At 73.8% G+C, this 15,506-nt stretch carries 14 protein-coding genes; 6 read left to right on the forward strand and 8 right to left on the reverse strand.

The genetic code is table 11. The annotated features are described in order from the left end of the window. Positions 1–15 precede the first annotated feature (15 nt). The 3 genes from ACGFN2_RS32495 to ACGFN2_RS32505 are packed head-to-tail and all read right to left on the reverse strand — an operon-like array spanning position 16 to position 2,589. A complete protein-coding gene (locus ACGFN2_RS32495; RefSeq protein ID WP_393366317.1) occupies positions 16–687 on the reverse strand; it encodes an ABC transporter permease in 672 nt (223 codons plus the stop codon). 7 nt (positions 688–694) lie between these two features. Next, positions 695–1,369, reverse strand: a complete 675-nt coding sequence (locus ACGFN2_RS32500; RefSeq protein WP_393366319.1) for an ABC transporter permease — start codon at positions 1,367–1,369, stop codon at positions 695–697. Continuing rightward, positions 1,366–2,589 carry an ABC transporter ATP-binding protein gene (locus tag ACGFN2_RS32505; protein ID WP_393366321.1) on the reverse strand — a complete coding sequence of 408 codons (1,224 nt, stop codon included), beginning with the start codon at positions 2,587–2,589 and terminating at the stop codon, positions 1,366–1,368. Before ACGFN2_RS32505 ends, ACGFN2_RS32500 begins: the two co-directional genes overlap by 4 nt. A 185-nt stretch (positions 2,590–2,774) precedes the next feature. Between ACGFN2_RS32505 and ACGFN2_RS32510 the strand changes: the two genes are divergently transcribed. From ACGFN2_RS32510 to ACGFN2_RS32520, 3 genes are all read left to right on the forward strand, one after another. Continuing rightward, positions 2,775–4,247, forward strand: a complete 1,473-nt coding sequence (locus tag ACGFN2_RS32510; RefSeq protein WP_393366357.1) for an aromatic amino acid ammonia-lyase — start codon at positions 2,775–2,777, stop codon at positions 4,245–4,247. Between the two features lie 242 nt (positions 4,248–4,489). Further along, on the forward strand, positions 4,490–5,545 hold the full coding sequence (locus ACGFN2_RS32515) for a MurR/RpiR family transcriptional regulator (protein ID WP_393366323.1): 1,056 nt from the start codon (positions 4,490–4,492) through the stop codon (positions 5,543–5,545). Between the two features lie 356 nt (positions 5,546–5,901). Continuing rightward, positions 5,902–6,513, forward strand: a complete 612-nt coding sequence (locus tag ACGFN2_RS32520; RefSeq protein ID WP_393366325.1) for a hypothetical protein — start codon at positions 5,902–5,904, stop codon at positions 6,511–6,513. Positions 6,514–6,574: 61 nt separating this feature from the next. Here ACGFN2_RS32520 and ACGFN2_RS32525 read toward each other — a convergent pair whose 3' ends face one another. From ACGFN2_RS32525 to ACGFN2_RS32545, 5 genes are all read right to left on the reverse strand, one after another. Further along, entirely contained in the window at positions 6,575–7,909 is a 1,335-nt protein-coding gene (locus ACGFN2_RS32525) for a diaminopimelate decarboxylase (protein ID WP_393366327.1), read from the reverse strand. A 273-nt stretch (positions 7,910–8,182) separates the two neighbouring features. Further along, positions 8,183–9,163: an ABC transporter permease gene (locus ACGFN2_RS32530; RefSeq protein WP_393366329.1), complete on the reverse strand. Its 981-nt coding sequence runs from the start codon at positions 9,161–9,163 to the stop codon at positions 8,183–8,185. 11 nt (positions 9,164–9,174) lie between these two features. Continuing rightward, positions 9,175–10,167, reverse strand: a complete 993-nt coding sequence (locus ACGFN2_RS32535; protein WP_393366331.1) for an ABC transporter ATP-binding protein — start codon at positions 10,165–10,167, stop codon at positions 9,175–9,177. Then, positions 10,164–10,538, reverse strand: coding sequence for a transcriptional regulator (locus tag ACGFN2_RS32540; protein WP_362608821.1), 375 nt, complete (start codon positions 10,536–10,538; stop codon positions 10,164–10,166). The genes ACGFN2_RS32535 and ACGFN2_RS32540 overlap by 4 nt, the downstream gene beginning before the upstream one ends. Beyond that, positions 10,535–11,041 carry a hypothetical protein gene (locus ACGFN2_RS32545; RefSeq protein ID WP_362608820.1) on the reverse strand — a complete coding sequence of 169 codons (507 nt, stop codon included), beginning with the start codon at positions 11,039–11,041 and terminating at the stop codon, positions 10,535–10,537. Before ACGFN2_RS32545 ends, ACGFN2_RS32540 begins: the two co-directional genes overlap by 4 nt. Before the next feature lie 217 nt (positions 11,042–11,258). Between ACGFN2_RS32545 and hutU the strand changes: the two genes are divergently transcribed. From hutU to ACGFN2_RS32560, 3 genes are read left to right on the forward strand one after another with little or no spacing between them, the layout of a single operon-like run. Next, on the forward strand, positions 11,259–12,923 hold the full coding sequence (gene hutU, locus ACGFN2_RS32550; protein WP_362608818.1) for a urocanate hydratase: 1,665 nt from the start codon (positions 11,259–11,261) through the stop codon (positions 12,921–12,923). A gap of 17 nt (positions 12,924–12,940) precedes the next feature. Continuing rightward, entirely contained in the window at positions 12,941–14,158 is a 1,218-nt protein-coding gene (locus tag ACGFN2_RS32555) for an allantoate amidohydrolase (protein WP_362608893.1), read from the forward strand. Next, the gene (locus tag ACGFN2_RS32560; protein ID WP_393366334.1) at positions 14,149–15,504 is read left to right on the forward strand and encodes a formimidoylglutamate deiminase; all 1,356 of its coding nucleotides are present in this window, start codon (positions 14,149–14,151) and stop codon (positions 15,502–15,504) included. The genes ACGFN2_RS32555 and ACGFN2_RS32560 overlap by 10 nt, the downstream gene beginning before the upstream one ends. Positions 15,505–15,506: the final 2 nt, after the last annotated feature.

A 15,506-nucleotide genomic window follows, 5' to 3' on the forward strand; every position in this document is an offset into this window, starting at 1 on the left:
CGGGCGGCGCGGTGCTCAGCGGGCGGCGGCCGGGCGGCCGCGGAACAGCAGCCGGGTCAGACCGCTCAGCGCCAGGTCGGCGGCGACGGCGAGCACGGCGACCAGCGCCGCGCCCCCGAGGACCTGCACCAGGTCGCGCTGCGCCAGGCCGTCGAAGACGTAGCGGCCCAGCCCGCCGAAGCTGACGTAGGCGGCGATGGTGGCGGTGGCGACGACCTGCACGGTTGCCAGCCGGATGCCGGTCATGATCAGCGGGAGCGCGAGCGGGAGTTCGACCTGCCAGAGGACCTGGCGGCCGCGCAGCCCCACGCCCTTGGCGGCGTCCCTGACCTCGGGGTCGACGGCGGCCATGCCCGCGTACGTGTTGGTGATGATCACCGGCACGGCGAGCGCGACCAGGGACACGTACACCGGCCAGACGCTCAGCCCGCCCGCCAGGAACACCAGGGTGACCAGGCCGACGGTGGGCAGCGCCCGGCCGAACGAGGCGAGGTTGACGGCGAGGAACGCGCCCCGGCCGGTGTGCCCGATGAGCAGGCCGACCGGCAGGGCGATCACGGCCGCTGCGAGGGTGGCCAGCACCGAGTACTCCAGGTGCTCCATGACGCGGACGGCGATGCCCTCGGGGCCGGACCACTGGGCCGGACTGGTCAGCCAGGCGGCGAGGTTCTTCAGGAGTTCGAGCATCGGCGCGTCACGCTGCCTTCCGCCACAGAGAGGTGCGCTGCCGGGAGGTGCCGCGCCGCCAGGGGGTGCACAGCCACTGGACGGTCACCAGCAGCGCGTCGGCGACCAGGGCGAGCAGCAGGGTCAGGGCCACACCGGCGACGACCGGGGTGGGGTAGTTGCGCTGGAAGCCGTCGGTGAAGAGCTGGCCGAGGCCGCCGTAGCCGATGTAACTGGCCACGCTGACCAGGGAGATGGACATCACGGTGGCGACCCGTACGCCCGCCATGATCACGGGGAGGGCGAGCGGCAGCTCGACGGTGAGCAGGGTGCGCAGCGGCCGGGTCCCCATCGCCTCGGCGGCCTCGCGGGCCTTGGCCGGGACCGCGTCCAGCCCCTCGACGGTGTTCCGCACCAGCACGACCAGGGTGTACGCGGTCAGGCCGGTGATCGCGGTGGTGCGGGTGAGGCCGGTGACCGGCAGCAGCAGGACGAAGAAGGCCAGGGAGGGGATGGTGTAGAGGATGTTGGAGGCGCCGAGCACGAAGCCGCGCAGCGGCCGTACGCGGTGCGCCAGGACCGCCAGCGGCAGCGCGATCAGCAGGCCGAGGAGGACCGCGGGGACGGCGGTGGCGAGGTGGTCGGCGGTGAGCCGGGCCAGCTCGTCGGCGTGGTCGGGGAACCAGCCCCATTCGATGGTCATGCGGAGCGCTCCGGGGCGGCGTCGGCCTCGGGGGACGCGCCGCCGCCGGTGTCCCCGGAGGCGGGCGGCTCGGGCGCGGGCTCCTGGGGGGACTGCGCGGCGGACTTCTTGGCGGCCGCCGCCCGGCCCGCCTCCGTGTGGCTGCGGCCCGCCCGGTCGTGGATGGCGTCGCGCGAGGTGAGGCCGGTCAGCACGCCGTCGGCGGAGATCCGGGCGACCGCGGCGGCGGGGGAGGAGACCGCCTCGTTGAGCGCGGAGAGCAGCGAGTCGGTGTCGCGCAGCGGCCGGACGGCCTCCAGGGGGGCCTCGCCTGCCGTGCCGCCGGAGGGCAGCGCGTCGGTGTCCAGCCAGCCCAGCGGCTTGCCGCGCGGGGAGGTCACCAGGCGCCAGCGGTTGCCGTCGCGGGATATCGCGCCGACCGGCTCGTCCGCGCGTATCTCCCGGCCGGGCGCGGAGGGGACGTCCGCGAGGGTGGTGAGGGAGAGCAGCTTCAGCCCGCGCTCGGCGCCCAGGAAGTCCGCGACGAAGTCATCGGCCGGGCGGGCCAGCAGTTCGGCGGGCTCGGCGCACTGGACCAGCCGGCCGCCGGTGCGGAAGACCGCGATCCGGTCGCCCAGCCGGACCGCCTCGTCGATGTCGTGGGTGACGAAGACGACGGTCTTGCGCAGCTCCTCCTGGAGCCGCAGCAGCTCGTTCTGCAGCTGGGTGCGGACGACCGGGTCGACCGCACCGAACGGCTCGTCCATCAGGAGCACGGGCGGGTCGGCGGCGAGCGCACGGGCCACGCCGACCCGCTGCTGCTGGCCGCCGGAGAGCTGGTGCGGGTAGCGCTTGCCGGCGTCGGCGGGCAGGCCGACCCGCTCCAGCAGCTCGGCGGCGCGGGCGCGGGCCTTGCGCCGTCCCCAGCCCAGCAGCAGCGGGACGGTCGCGATGTTGTCCAGGACCGTACGGTGAGGGAAGAGGCCGGACTGCTGGATGACGTAGCCGATGCCGCGGCGCAGCTCGGCGGCGTCCGCCCGCCGGATGTCACGGCCGCCGACGCTGACCGTGCCGGACGTCGGCTCGACCATGCGGTTGACCATCCGCAGGGTAGTCGTCTTCCCGCAGCCCGACGAGCCGACGAGGACGGTGACACCGCCCTCGGGGAGGTCCAGGGACAGCTCGTCCACGGCGGTGGTGCCGTTCGGGTATCGCTTGCTGACTGCGTCGAACTTGATCATCCGCTGCCCCTTGCCCGGCCTGCATATGGTCATGCAGAGTCTTAGGCGCGTGAATAGAAGTCAATAGGTGGTGGGGGATCGCCCGGTACCCCGCCCGTTGCTTCGGGTCACCGTACGGAACGAGGTGTCGGACTTCCGGCCACAAAGCGCGTTAAATGAGGGAGTTGAGCCCCTTGGTTTCTCACATGCTGGACAACGGCCGACGCGTGACACTGGACGGCAGCGCCCTGCGCACCACCGATGTCGCCGCCCTCGCCGACCGCACCGCACACCCCGCGCCACCCGACCCCAAGGCCTACGCCCGCGCCGAGCAGTCCTGGGAAACCGCCCGCCGTCTCGCCGCCACCGGCCGGGTCTACGGGCGCAGCACCGGCGTCGGCGCCAACCGCACGGAGGACGTCGGGGCCGCCGGCGCCGACCACGGACTGCGGCTGCTGCGCAGTCACGCCGGTGCCATCGGCGACCCGCTGCCCGGCCGCGAGGTGCGGGCCATGCTCGCGGTACGCGCCAACCAGCTGCTGGCGGGCGGCGCGGGCCTGAACCCCGCCGTCATCACCGCGCTCCTCGACGCCCTGGACAGCGGCGCCCACCCCGTCGTCAACGAACACGGCGCCGTCGGCACCGGCGACCTGGCCGCGCTCGCCCAGACCGGCCTCGCCCTGGCCGGCGAACACCCCTGGCACTGTGCGCCCGGCGGCCGGGCCCCCGCCCCCCTCGCCCTCGACAACAACGACGCCCTTGCCCTGATCAGCAGCAACGCCCTCACCTTCGGCCAGTCCGCGCTCGCCCTCGACGAGCTGCGCCGGCTGCTGGCCGCCTCGCTCCCGGTCGCCGCGCTCTCCCTGCTCGCGGTCGGCGGCTCCGCCGAACCCTTCGCCGAACCGGTCGTGCTCGCCCGCCCGCACCCCGGCTCAGCGGCCGCCGCCACCCGGCTGCGCACCCTCTCCGGCATCCCGCCCCGCCCCACCCCGCCCCTCGGCCGCATCCAGGACCCGTACGGCTTCCGCTGCCTCCCGCAGATCCACGGCCCGGCGCTGGACGCCGCCGACACCCTGGACCGGGTGCTGACCGTCGAGGTGAACGCCGCCGCCGAGAACCCGCTCATCAGCATCGAGGACCAGGCCGCCTACCACCACGGCAACTTCTACGCCGCCCACGCCGCGCTCGCCCTGGACACCTTCCGGCTGGCCGTGCTCCAGACCGCCCGGCTGTCCACCGCCCGGCTCGCCGCGCTCTCCGAGCCCGACCTCACCCGGCTGCGGCCGTTCCTCGGCGACGCGGCGCCCGCCAGCTCCGGCGTGATGATCCTGGAGTACGCGGCCGGCGCGGCGCTCGGCGAGATGCGCGCGGTCTCCCACCCGGCCTCGCTCGGCCACGCCGTGCTCTCCCGCGGCGTCGAGGAACAGGCCAGCTTCGCCTCCCTCGGCGCCCGCCAGGCCCTGCGCGCCTGCACCTACTACCGCCAGATCCTCGCCTGCGAACTCGTCGCCGCCATACGCGCCCTGCGCCTGCGATCCCTCGAACCGGACCCGGGCCTCCCGTTGGCCACGGCTTACCACCTTGCCGCCGAGGTCCTTGATCCGCGCATGGAGGACCGCCCGCTGACCGATGACGTGGGGGTGGCGATGGGGGTGCTGGAGAGGCTGGCGGGGGTGTGAGGGGGAGTTCGGTGGGGCTACTCGTGCCCCGGGTGTTTGTGTACGGCGGCGGGGGCGCGGTGCTCGGCGTTCCGGTGGGGGCGTATGGCGGTGGGGGTGGCCGGTGTCCGGTGGGGCTGCCGGTGGCCGGGGTGGTGCCGTGCGGCCGGATCGTGTCGCGTACGCGGACCGGAGCGGGCCAGGAATTCCGTACAGTCGGTCGACACAGGACAAGGCCCCGACCGGGCCGGGAAGCAGAGGCGATGAGCGGGGACGGGGACAACGGCGGCGGTATCGGCGGCGCGGCCGGTGACGGGCCGCGGGACGAGGCCGGGACGACGCGGAGCGCACGGGGCTCGCGGGGCGCCGTGGGCCCGGACTCCGGGACGGGTGCCGGGACAGGGGCTGCGACGGGTGCGGGTGCGGTTGCCGGGGCGGAGTCCGGTGTGGATTCCGGGTCTGGCTCCGGGGTGGGCTCCGGTGGGGAAACCGGCACCGCCGCCCGGCTCCAGAAGCTGTTCGAGGGCCACCGGCTGACCCCCACCCAGCGCCGGATCGCCCACTGCATGGTGCGCCGGGCCGCCGACGCGCCCTTCCTCTCCAGCGTCGAACTGGCCGAACTGGCCGGTGTCAGCCAGCCGTCCGTCACCCGCTTCGCCGTCGCCCTCGGCTTCGACGGCTACCCGGCGCTCCGCCGTCATCTCCGCGAGGTCGCCCCCGCGGACAAGCCCGCCGACGCCGGCTCCGCCAACGAGTACCAGCAGGCCGTGCAGGCCGAGATCGACAACCTCCGCCATCTCGCCGCCGCCCTCGCCGACCCGTCGCCGGTGATCGAGGCCGGCCGCCTCTTCGCCGCCTCCCGCCCGCTCCCCGTCCTCGGCCTGCGCGCCGCCACCGCCCAGGCCGCCGGCTTCAGCTACTTCGCCCGCAAGGTGCACCCCGACGTCCGGCTGCTGGACGAGGGCGGCACCCTGCTCACCGACCGCATCGACGCCGCCGTACGCGCCGGGGCGAGCGCCCTGCTCTGCTTCGCGCTGCCCCGCCACCCCCGCGAGGTCGTCGACGCGCTGGAGTACGCCCGCACGGCCGGCCTGACCGTCGTCACCGTCGCCGACAGCGCCTTCGCCCCCGTCGCCCACCACACCGACCTCCTCCTCCCGGCACCCGTCGGCACCGGCCTGGCCTTCGACACGGCCTGCGCGCCCATGCTGCTGGGCCGCGTCCTCCTGGAGGCGATGTGCGACGCACTGCCGGACGCCCAGGCCCGCCTGGAGGAATTCGACGCGAGGGCGGCGGCACGGGGGCTGTTCGTGGAGTGAGCCGGGGCGGTTCCTGGGCTCTGCGGGGTGTGGGCGGAAGCTGCCCGTGCCGGGAGCCGTGATGTCCGTGGTGTCGGCCGCGTTGCTTGTGGCGTGACGGGCCGGGCGGCGTCACTCGTTCCGGTGGCGCCCGCACGTCATAGCGCCCTCCGCCTGCCCTCCCCACACCTTCCCCGCTCCCTCCTCGCCTCGGCAGGTCGCTGTGCTCCCCGCCGTCTCAGGGAATCCTCATCGGGGCTGGTTACGATCCGCCGCCGGTACAGGTGCGCCCGTCGCCGGGGGCCGTCAGCTCCGGGACCTCCCGGACGGCTGCCGGGCGGGCAGGGCGTAGCGGTCTCGGGGCGAGGAGGTCTGTCGTGGGGCGTGGGGTGTATGCGCTGGCGCGGGTGGCGGTGATGCTACGGGCACCGGCCGGCTGGCTGTGGTGGCCGGGGCTGTTGGCCGCGGGGGTCGGGGCGCTGGTGCCGGGGCTGACCGGCCGGACGGCCGGAGCCGCGGTCGGGGCGGTGCTGTTCGTGGGCGCGGCGCTCGTGGCGTTCATCGCCCGGCGCGGCCGGTACACGGCGCTGGCGAGCGGCGCGGCACGGGCCGGGAAGGCCGTCATCCTCCAGGACCGGGCGGTCACCCTCCGGGTCTGGCGACGGGCGCACCGCCGGCGCCTGCTGCTCGCCTTCCTGGCGGCGGTCGCCTCGTCGGCCGTGCTGCCGACGGCCGGCGGTCTGCTGATGGCGGGCGCCGCGCTCGGACTGTGGGGCAAGGCCCGGTGGCTGGGCCGCTGGGAACGCCGTAACGAGGCCCTCCTGTGGGTCCGCCCCGAGGCCGCCCGCCATGGCGGCCCGGCGGGCACGGAGGTCCATGGCTACGTACTGACGGGACCCGCGGCGGGGGACGCGCGGCCGGGCGGGGCGCGGGCGGGGCACGCACGGGCTGGAGGTCCGCGGGCCGGTGGCGCGCGGGCCGGGGGCTGAGGGGCGGTGGCGGTGACCGTGGGACCGGCCGAGGCTGTGCGGCCTCGTCGGTCCCGTTCGGCTACGCCCGGCCGAGGCCGCGGAGGGACTCCGTGTGGGCGGCGCCGCTTTCCGCGGTGAGGTCCTCCAGGGTCTGCGGGGTGCGGATGGTCGCGAAGCGGATCGTGCCGTCCGCGTCCGGTGCGTAGCCGTAAATCCCGGGGCGGGGGAGGGAGTTGTAGGCGAAGTGCGTGGAGAAGTAGTACGCGCCGGTGTCCAGGAGGGCGGCGTGATCGCCGGACTCCAGGAGGGGCAGCGGACGGTTCTCGGCGACCAGGTCCCCCGCGAAGCAGCACGGCCCCGCGATGTCCTGGGCGACCGGATCACCCGTCTTGGGGCGCCCCTCGGCGTCGTAGGCGCCCACGCGGATCGGCCAGGCCCCGGGGACGAAGACGGTACGGGTGGCGACCTGGGCCCCGGCGTGGGTGACCGCGATCGGCCGGCCGCCGGCCGACTTCGCGTACTCGACGCGGGCGAGGACCGTGCCGTGCTTGGCCAGCAGTGAGCGGCCGAACTCGGTGACCAGGCCGTAGCGTCCGGACAGCAGGCCGGGGACGGCGGCGTGGAGCCGCGCCGCGTACTCGCGGTAGGTCGGGGTCTGGGTGTCCGACGAGAAGTTCACCGGCAGGCCGCCGCCGATGTCGAGGGTGTCGATCTGGCGTCGCCCGGCCCGCTCGTTGATCTCCTCGGCCAGGAGGAACAGGGCCTCCACGCCCGAGGTCATCAGCTCCAGCGGCATGCCCTGGGAGCCGACGTGGGCGTGCAGCCGGGTCAGCCACGGACGGTCGAGGACGGCCCGTATCACCCACTCGCGGGCGCCCTCGTCGCGCAGCCCGACACCGAACTTGGAGGTGTCGGTGGCGGTGCTCATCGCCCCGATGCTGCCGCCGCCGATCTGCGGGTTGACCCGCAGGCCGATGGGCGCGGTGCTCGGCGCGGAGGACATCAGCGCGTCGATCCGCGCCAGTTCCTCGGGGTTGTCGGCGTTGACGGCGATCCCGAGGGCCAGCGCCTCGCGCAGCTCGGCGTGGGTCTTGGCGGGCGAGTCCAGCACGGTCCGGGCGACCGGCACCCCGGCGGCACGGGCCAGCGCCAGCTCGCCGGGGCTGGCCACCTCGCAGCCGAGCCCCTCCTCCGCGAGCAGCCGCAGGACGGGGACGAGCGAGGCGGCCTTCACCGCGAAGGCGTGCAGGACCGGGGTGTCCGGTGCGGTGAACTCCTCGAACGCGGCACGGAGTTCACGTGCCGAGCGGCGGATTCCGGCGATGTCCAGCAGCCCGGCAACGGGCTCGCCGGGCCCCACCAGGCCCTGTGCGATGGCGGTCTCTACGGCACGGTCTCGGTCCGTGAAGCTCATGGGACAACTCCATCATTGGGTGGGGGTGTCACGCCAATGGACATCGAATGCGCTGGTCAGGCCGCCGCTGACCCACGTCCCCGGCCCGCCCGGCCCCGGATGCCGCCACCCTCAGGGCGTCGAACCACCCCGGATGCCTCGGGCCCGCCCCCGCTGCCTCGGGCTCGCCCCCGCTGCCTCGGTCCCGCCCCCGATGCCTCCGGCCCCGGGGGCGGGCCGGAGGCATCTGCTGGGGTGGGGACGATCCGGGCGCTGCTCGGGACGCCCTCCCTCTCAGGTCGCCGAGCCTCCGCTCAGCCCCGCCTTGCCCTGGCGTTCGGTGAGGCGGGAGCCCGACTCGCGGCGGGCGGCGCGGCGCAGGAGCGGCACGGCGAGGAGGAAGCCGAGGACGGCCCAGGCGGTGAGTATCAGGGCCACCGTCGGCAGCTCCCAGGAACCGGCTGGTTCCGCGGCCCGTGCGGCGTCCGGCAGCAGGGAGGAGCGCAGACCCTGGGCCAGCCACTTGAGCGGGAAGACGGAGGCGATCTTCTGAACCATCTCGGGCAGCGTGGAGAGCGGGAACATCGCCCCCGAGGTCATCAGCAGCGCCATCACCGGCAGCATGATCAGCGCAATCGCCTCACGCGGGTTGGGCAGCACGGCGCCGAGCGCCGCTCCCAGGGGTACGACGGCGAGCAGCCCGAGAGCACTGACCCACAGCAGCGTCAGCCAGCCTTCCGGCCCGTGGGGCAGCGGCCCGTCCGCCACCAGGGCGGCGGCTCCCAGCAGGAGGACCAGCGTCCCGAGTGCCATCGCGACCACCATCACCGACTTGGCGACGAGATAGGCCGGGATGCCGCCGGGGGTGGCGCGCAGCCGCAGCAGGGCGCCCTCCTCGCGCTCGGTCACCATGATCTGCGGGAGGTTGACCAGACCGATCTGGACCAGCAGATAGGCGGCGAAGCCCGAGAGCGTCAGATGGGACATCGGGATGTCGGTGCCGGGCACCTTGGAGTCCACATAACCGGCGATCACCAGCGCGACGACCACATTGACCAGATGGCCGCTCAACTCCTTGGGATTACGCAGGAGATGCCGCAGCTCGATCCCGCCCCGCAGCACACCGGCGCGCCAGGTGCGGCGGCGGGTGCGGGGTGCGGAGGCGCCGGGCGCCGTCCCGCCGGTGTGGGACGGGCCGGTGGCGCCCGCCGCGTGTGTGGTGTGCGTGGTGCCGGTCCGCTCGACCGTGCCCGTCGCCGCTGTCGTGTCAGTCACTTCGGTCCCCCTCATGCGGCTCGCTTCCTTCCGTCCGGGGCCCCGGCCTCTTGGGCGCCCGGGATTCCGGCCTCGGCTCCGTCCTTGGCGTGCTGGTGGACCATGTGCAGATAGGTGTCCTCCAGCGTCGGGCGGCGCACCTCCAGACCGGCGACCGGTCCACCCGTCTCCTGATGGAGTTCCCAGACCAGCTGGGACGGGTCCGAGGAGCGTTCACGACGGGCGGTGCCGTCGGCCGCCGTCCAGCGGACCTCCGCCTGCGCGGCGGCCCTCCGGGACAGTTCCGACGGGGTGCCGCAGACCCGGATTCGGCCGTTGACCAGCATCGCTATCCGGTCGGCCAGCCGCTCGGCCTCGAACAGGTCGTGAGTGGTGAGCAGGACGGTGACGCCCTCGTCACGGGCGAGCCGTTCGACCAGGTCGTGGAAGTGGCGCCGGGCCTCGGGGTCGAAACCGGTGGTCGGCTCGTCCAGGAAGAGGAGTTCGGGGCGGCCCACGATGGCGAGTGCGACGTCCAGACGGCGGCGCTGGCCACCGGACAGCTGGCCCACCTGCCGGCCGGCCTGCTCGGTGAGGCCCACCACGGAGAGCAGCTCGTCCGGGTCGCGCGGATGCGGGTGGTAGGTGGCGAAGTGCCTCAGCAGCTCGGCGACCTGCCAGCGGCGGTGGTCGCGCCAGGACTGCAGGACCAGTCCGATCCGGCCGCGCCAGGCGTCCCCGCCGTGCGCCGGGTCCGTGCCCAGGACGCTGACCTCGCCGGCCGACCGCTGGCGGAAGCCCTCCAGGATCTCGACCGTGGTGGTCTTCCCCGCACCGTTGGGGCCGAGCAGCGCGAAGATCTCGCCCCGGCGGATGTCCAGATCGATGCCGTGCAGGATGTGGGAGCTGCCGTACGACATCTGCAGGCCGCTCGTACGGATCACGGACTGGCCGGGTGCGGTCGGGCCCGTGGGGGCCCCGGCCGTCGTGGCCGGGCCTACGGGCGGGTGTTCGGTTGTCGTCATCGGCCCGCCTTTGCGTGTGGTTGCTGGTGTGGTGTGCCGGTCGGTGTCGCCGCTGCGGACTCCGGAGCCGGGGTGGGCCCCGCGCCCTCGACGATGGCGCGGAGGGCGGCCACATGGCCCTCGAAGGCGGTCCGGCCGCGGCTCGTCAGCCGCACCTTGGTGCGGCGTTTGCGGCCGCCGCCCTCCTTGTGGATCTCCAGATATCCGGCCTCTTCCAGCGTGTGCAGCTGCTTGGAGAGCGCCGAGTCGCTGAGCGAGAGGCTGTCGCGGATGAAGGGGAAGTCGGCCCATTCCGTGGCGGCGAGCAGTGCCACCACGGACAGCCGGGTGGAGGGGTGGATCAGTTCGTCGAAACCACTCGGGGTACTCATCGGGATGCCTTTGCGTAGATCGTTCTTTCGCCCCGGTCGCGGAGTGTGCTGACCGCCCAGCGGTTCGCCGGTCCGACGAAGAGCAGGAAGGTGCCCGCCGAGAGGGTGGCCTGGATCAGGCTGCCGAACGGCAGCGCCAGCCACTCGACCAGTCGGCCGGAGAGCAGGATGGCCACGAGGGTCACCGCCATGCCGGCGAAGAAGGTCGCGAACGAACGCCAGCTGTGGCGCGAGCGGTGCAGCCGCATCCGCGTCCGGCGGTTGAACACCACGCCCAGGGTGCCCAGTACGGCGACGTAGGCGGTCAGTGCCAGCCAGAACGCCCAGCGGGGAATATCCAGTCCGGAAACGGCCAGGAACACCCACATGAGTGCCGCGGTGGCCTGCGTCGCCCCGGTGTCGCCCTGGGCGGTTCTCTCGATCTCGTCGTAGACCCGCTCCTGCGGGACCCGGATGCGCTGTAGATCCTGCCAGGCCTGTTCGGCATCCACGGTCGTGGACATGGCCATCGCCTCCCCAAGGCGGTCGAGCTGTACCCCGTTTACTTGCCTGATAGGAAAGTTAGCGCAGACTTTCCCGGCAGGCAAGTCGAAACCGCGGCCGGTTGGCCGGTTCGTGCGGCTCGCCGTGAGCGGCGCGCCGCGTCCTGTTGACTAGCGCTATTCAGTAACCCCAAGATGTGAATAGCTCAATCCATTCGACGTCAGGGAGGCACGGCCCATGTCGGGACCGCGACCCGTGCGGGCACCGCGCGGTACGGAGCTGAGTGCTCGGGGATGGCAGCAGGAAGCCGCGCTGCGCATGCTGCAGAACAACCTCGATCCGGAGGTGGCCGAACACCCGGACCAGCTCGTCGTCTACGGCGGCACGGGCAAGGCCGCGCGTGACTGGCGCTCCTTCGACGCGATGGTGCGCACGCTCACCACGCTCAAGCAGGACGAGACGATGCTCGTCCAGTCCGGCCGCCCGGTCGGCGTGATGCAGACCCACGAATGGGCGCCGCGGGTGCTCATCGCCAACTCCAACCTCGTCGGCGACTGGGCCAACTGGGAGGAGTTCCGCCGCCTGGAGGCCCTCGGCCTCACCATGTACGGGCAGATGACCGCCGGTTCGTGGATCTACATCGGCACCCAGGGCATCCTCCAGGGCACCTACGAGACCTTCGCCGCCGTCGCGGCGAAGAAGTTCGGCGGCACCCTCGCCGGGACGATCACCCTCACCGCCGGCCTCGGCGGCATGGGCGGCGCCCAGCCGCTCGCCGTCACCATGAACGACGGCGTCGCGATCTGCATCGACGTCGACCCGCGCGCCATCGAGCGCCGGATCGAGCACCGCTACCTGGACGTCAAGGCCGACAGCCTCAAGCACGCCCTCGAACTCGCCGTCGAGGCCCGCGACCGGCGCAAGCCGCTCTCCATCGGGCTGCTCGGCAATGCCGCGGAGCTGCTGCCGCAGATGCTCGCCGAGGGCGCGCCGATCGACATCGTCACCGACCAGACCAGCGCCCACGACCCGCTGGCCTACCTGCCCGTCGGCATCGACTTCGACGACATGGCCGCCTACGCCGCCGAGAAGCCCGCCGACTTCACCCAGCGGGCCCGCGAGTCCATGGCCCGGCACGTCGAGGCCATGGTCGGCTTCATGGACGCCGGTGCCGAGGTCTTCGACTACGGCAACTCGATCCGCGGCGAGGCCCAACTCGCCGGATACGAGCGGGCCTTTGCCTTCCCCGGCTTCGTCCCCGCCTACATCCGGCCACTGTTCGCCGAGGGCAAGGGGCCGTTCCGCTGGGCCGCGCTGTCCGGCGACGCCCGGGACATCGCCGCGACCGACAAGGCGATCCTGGACCTCTTCCCCGAGAACGAGTCGCTGGCCCGCTGGATCAAACTGGCCGGCGAACGGGTCCACTTCCAGGGCCTGCCCGCCCGCATCTGCTGGCTCGGCTACGGCGAGCGCGACAAGGCCGGTGAGCGCTTCAACGAGATGGTCGCCGACGGCACCCTGCGCGCCCCGCTGGCCATCGGCCGCGACCACCTCGACTGCGGCTCCGTCGCCTCGCCCTACCGCGAGACCGAGGCCATGAAGGACGGCTCGGACGCGATCGCCGACTGGCCGCTGCTCAACGCAATGGTCAACGTCGCCTCCGGAGCCTCCTGGGTCTCCCTGCACCACGGCGGCGGCGTCGGCATGGGCCGCTCGATCCACGCCGGCCAGGTCACCGTCGCCGACGGCACCCCGCTGGCCGGCGAGAAGATCCGCCGGGTCCTCACCAACGACCCTGGCATGGGCGTCATCCGGCACGTCGACGCGGGCTACGAGCGCGCCGACGAGGTGGCCGCCGAGCGCGGCGTCCGCATCCCGATGCGCGAAGGCGGGGACGCGTGACCGCCTCGTTCCACGAGATGTGGCAGGAGCTGCGGCCGCTGGGCCGCGACTCCTCCTCCGGGGGCTACCGCCGCTACGCCTGGACCGGCGCCGACGCCGACTGCCGCGCGTGGTTCCGGGCCCAGGCCGAGGCCCGCGGGCTCGCCTACGAGCTGGACCGCAACGGCAACCAGTGGGCCTGGCTCGGCGCCACCGGCTACCGGGACGTGGCCCCCGGCGACGCCGTCGTCACCGGCTCCCACCTGGACTCCGTACCGGACGGCGGCGCCTTCGACGGCCCGCTGGGCGTCGTCTCCTCCTTCGCCGCGCTCGACGAACTCCGCCGGAGGGGAGCGGAGTTCGGCAAGCCCCTGGCGATCGTCAACTTCGGCGACGAGGAAGGCGCCCGCTTCGGCCTGGCCTGCGTCGGCTCCCGGCTCGCCGCCGGGGCGCTGACCACCGAGGCCGCGCACCGGCTGCGCGACGGCGACGGCATCACCCTCCCGCAGGCCATGGAGCGCGCCGGATACGACCCGGAAGCCATCGGCCCGGACCCCGAACGGCTCGCCCGGATCGGCGCGTTCGTCGAACTCCACGTCGAGCAGGGCCGCGCCCTGGACCTTTCCGACGACCCGGTCGGCATCGCCTCCGCGATCTGGCCGCACGGCCGCTGGCGGTTCGACTTCCACGGCGAGGCCAACCACGCCGGCACCACCCGCCTGGAGGACCGCCGCGACCCGATGCTCAGCTACGCCGCGACCGTGCTCGCCGCCCGCGAGCAGGCCCGGCTGGCCGGGGCCCTGGCCACCTTCGGGAAGATCAGCGTGGAGCCGAACGGCGTCAACGCCATCCCCTCGCTGGTCCGCGGCTGGCTGGACTCCCGCGCCGCCGACCAGGACACCCTCGACACCGTGATCACCGGGATCGAGCGGGCCGCCGCCGAGCGCGCCGCCCGCGACGGGGTGGACCTGACCGTCGTCCGTGAATCCTTCACGCCCGTCGTGGAGTTCCAGCACGCCCTGCGGGACGAGCTGAGCGCGATCCTCGGCAAGACGGCGGAGCGGCCCGTGCCGGTCCTGGGCACCGGTGCCGGGCACGACGCCGGTATTTTGTCCGGCACCGTCCCCACCGCGATGCTGTTCGTCCGCAACCCCACCGGGGTCTCCCACTCACCCGCCGAAGCGGCGGAGGAGGACGACTGCGTCGCCGGGGTCACCGCACTCGCCGACGTACTGGAGGGGCTGGCGTGCCGCTGACGACGCAGGCAACACCGACGACGTACTGGCTCGAACACGCCTGGCTCGGCACCCACGTCGAGCCGGGCGTGGCCGTGGACACCGCGGACGGGCGGATCACCGCCGTCCGCACCGGGGCGGACACCCCGCCGCCCGGCGCCACCGCGCTGCGCGGCCTGACCCTCCCCGGTCTCGCCAACGCCCACTCGCACGCCTTCCACCGCGCCTTGCGCGGCGCCGTCCAGGTCGGCACCGGCACCTTCTGGACCTGGCGCGAGGTCATGTACAGCGTCGCCGACCGGCTCACCCCCGACACCTACTTCGCCCTCGCCCGCGCCGCCTACGCCGAGATGGCGCTGGCCGGCATCACCTGCGTCGGCGAGTTCCACTACCTGCACCACGCGCCGGGCGGCACCCGCTACAGCGACCCCAACGCCATGGGCGAGGCGCTGCTCGCCGCCGCCGACGAGGCCGGTATCCGCATCACCCTCCTCGACACCGCCTATCTCTCGGCCGGTTTCGGCGCCCCGCCCAACCACCACCAGCTGCGGTTCTCCGACGGCACCGCCGACGACTGGGCCCAGCGCGCCGAGGGACTCAAGGAGCGCGCACACGCCCGCATCGGCGCCGCCGTCCACTCCGTACGCGCGGTCCCCGCCGGGCAGCTCGGCACCGTCGCGGACTGGGCCCGCGCACGGCAGGCCCCCCTGCACGTCCACCTCTCGGAGCAGACCGCCGAGAACGACGCCTGCCGCGAGGCCCACGGCGTCACCCCCACGCGGCTGCTGGCCGACCACGGAGTGCTGGGCCCGCGCACCACCGCCGTGCACGCCACCCACCTCACCGACGAGGACATCACGCTGCTCGGCGGCTCCCACACGGGCGTGTGCATGTGCCCCACCACCGAACGCGACCTCGCCGACGGCATCGGCCCCGCCGCCCGGCTCCAGGGCAGCGGCAGCCCGCTCTCCCTCGGCAGCGACAGCCACGCCGTCATCGACCTGCTCGAAGAGGCCCGCGCCATGGAGCTCGACGAACGGCTGCGCACCCGCACCCGCGGGCACTGGACGGCCGCCGCCCTGCTGCGCGCCGCGACCGCCGACGGTCACGCCGCCCTGGGCTGGGACGACGCCGGCACCCTGGAGGCCGGTGCGCTCGCCGACCTCACCACGATCGCACTGGACTCCGTACGCACCGCCGGACCACTGCCCCGGCTGGCCGCCGAAACGGCCGTATTCGCCGCCTCCGCGGCGGACGTACGCCACACCATCGTCGGCGGCCGGCAGATCGTCCGGGACGGTGTGCACACCCTCGTCCCCGACGTACCCACCGCCCTCGCCGCATCCATCGCCGCCGTACGCGGCTGAAG

It is taken from the genome of Streptomyces sp. NPDC048612 (assembly GCF_043199295.1).
Taxonomy (GTDB): Bacteria; Actinomycetota; Actinomycetes; order Streptomycetales; family Streptomycetaceae; genus Streptomyces.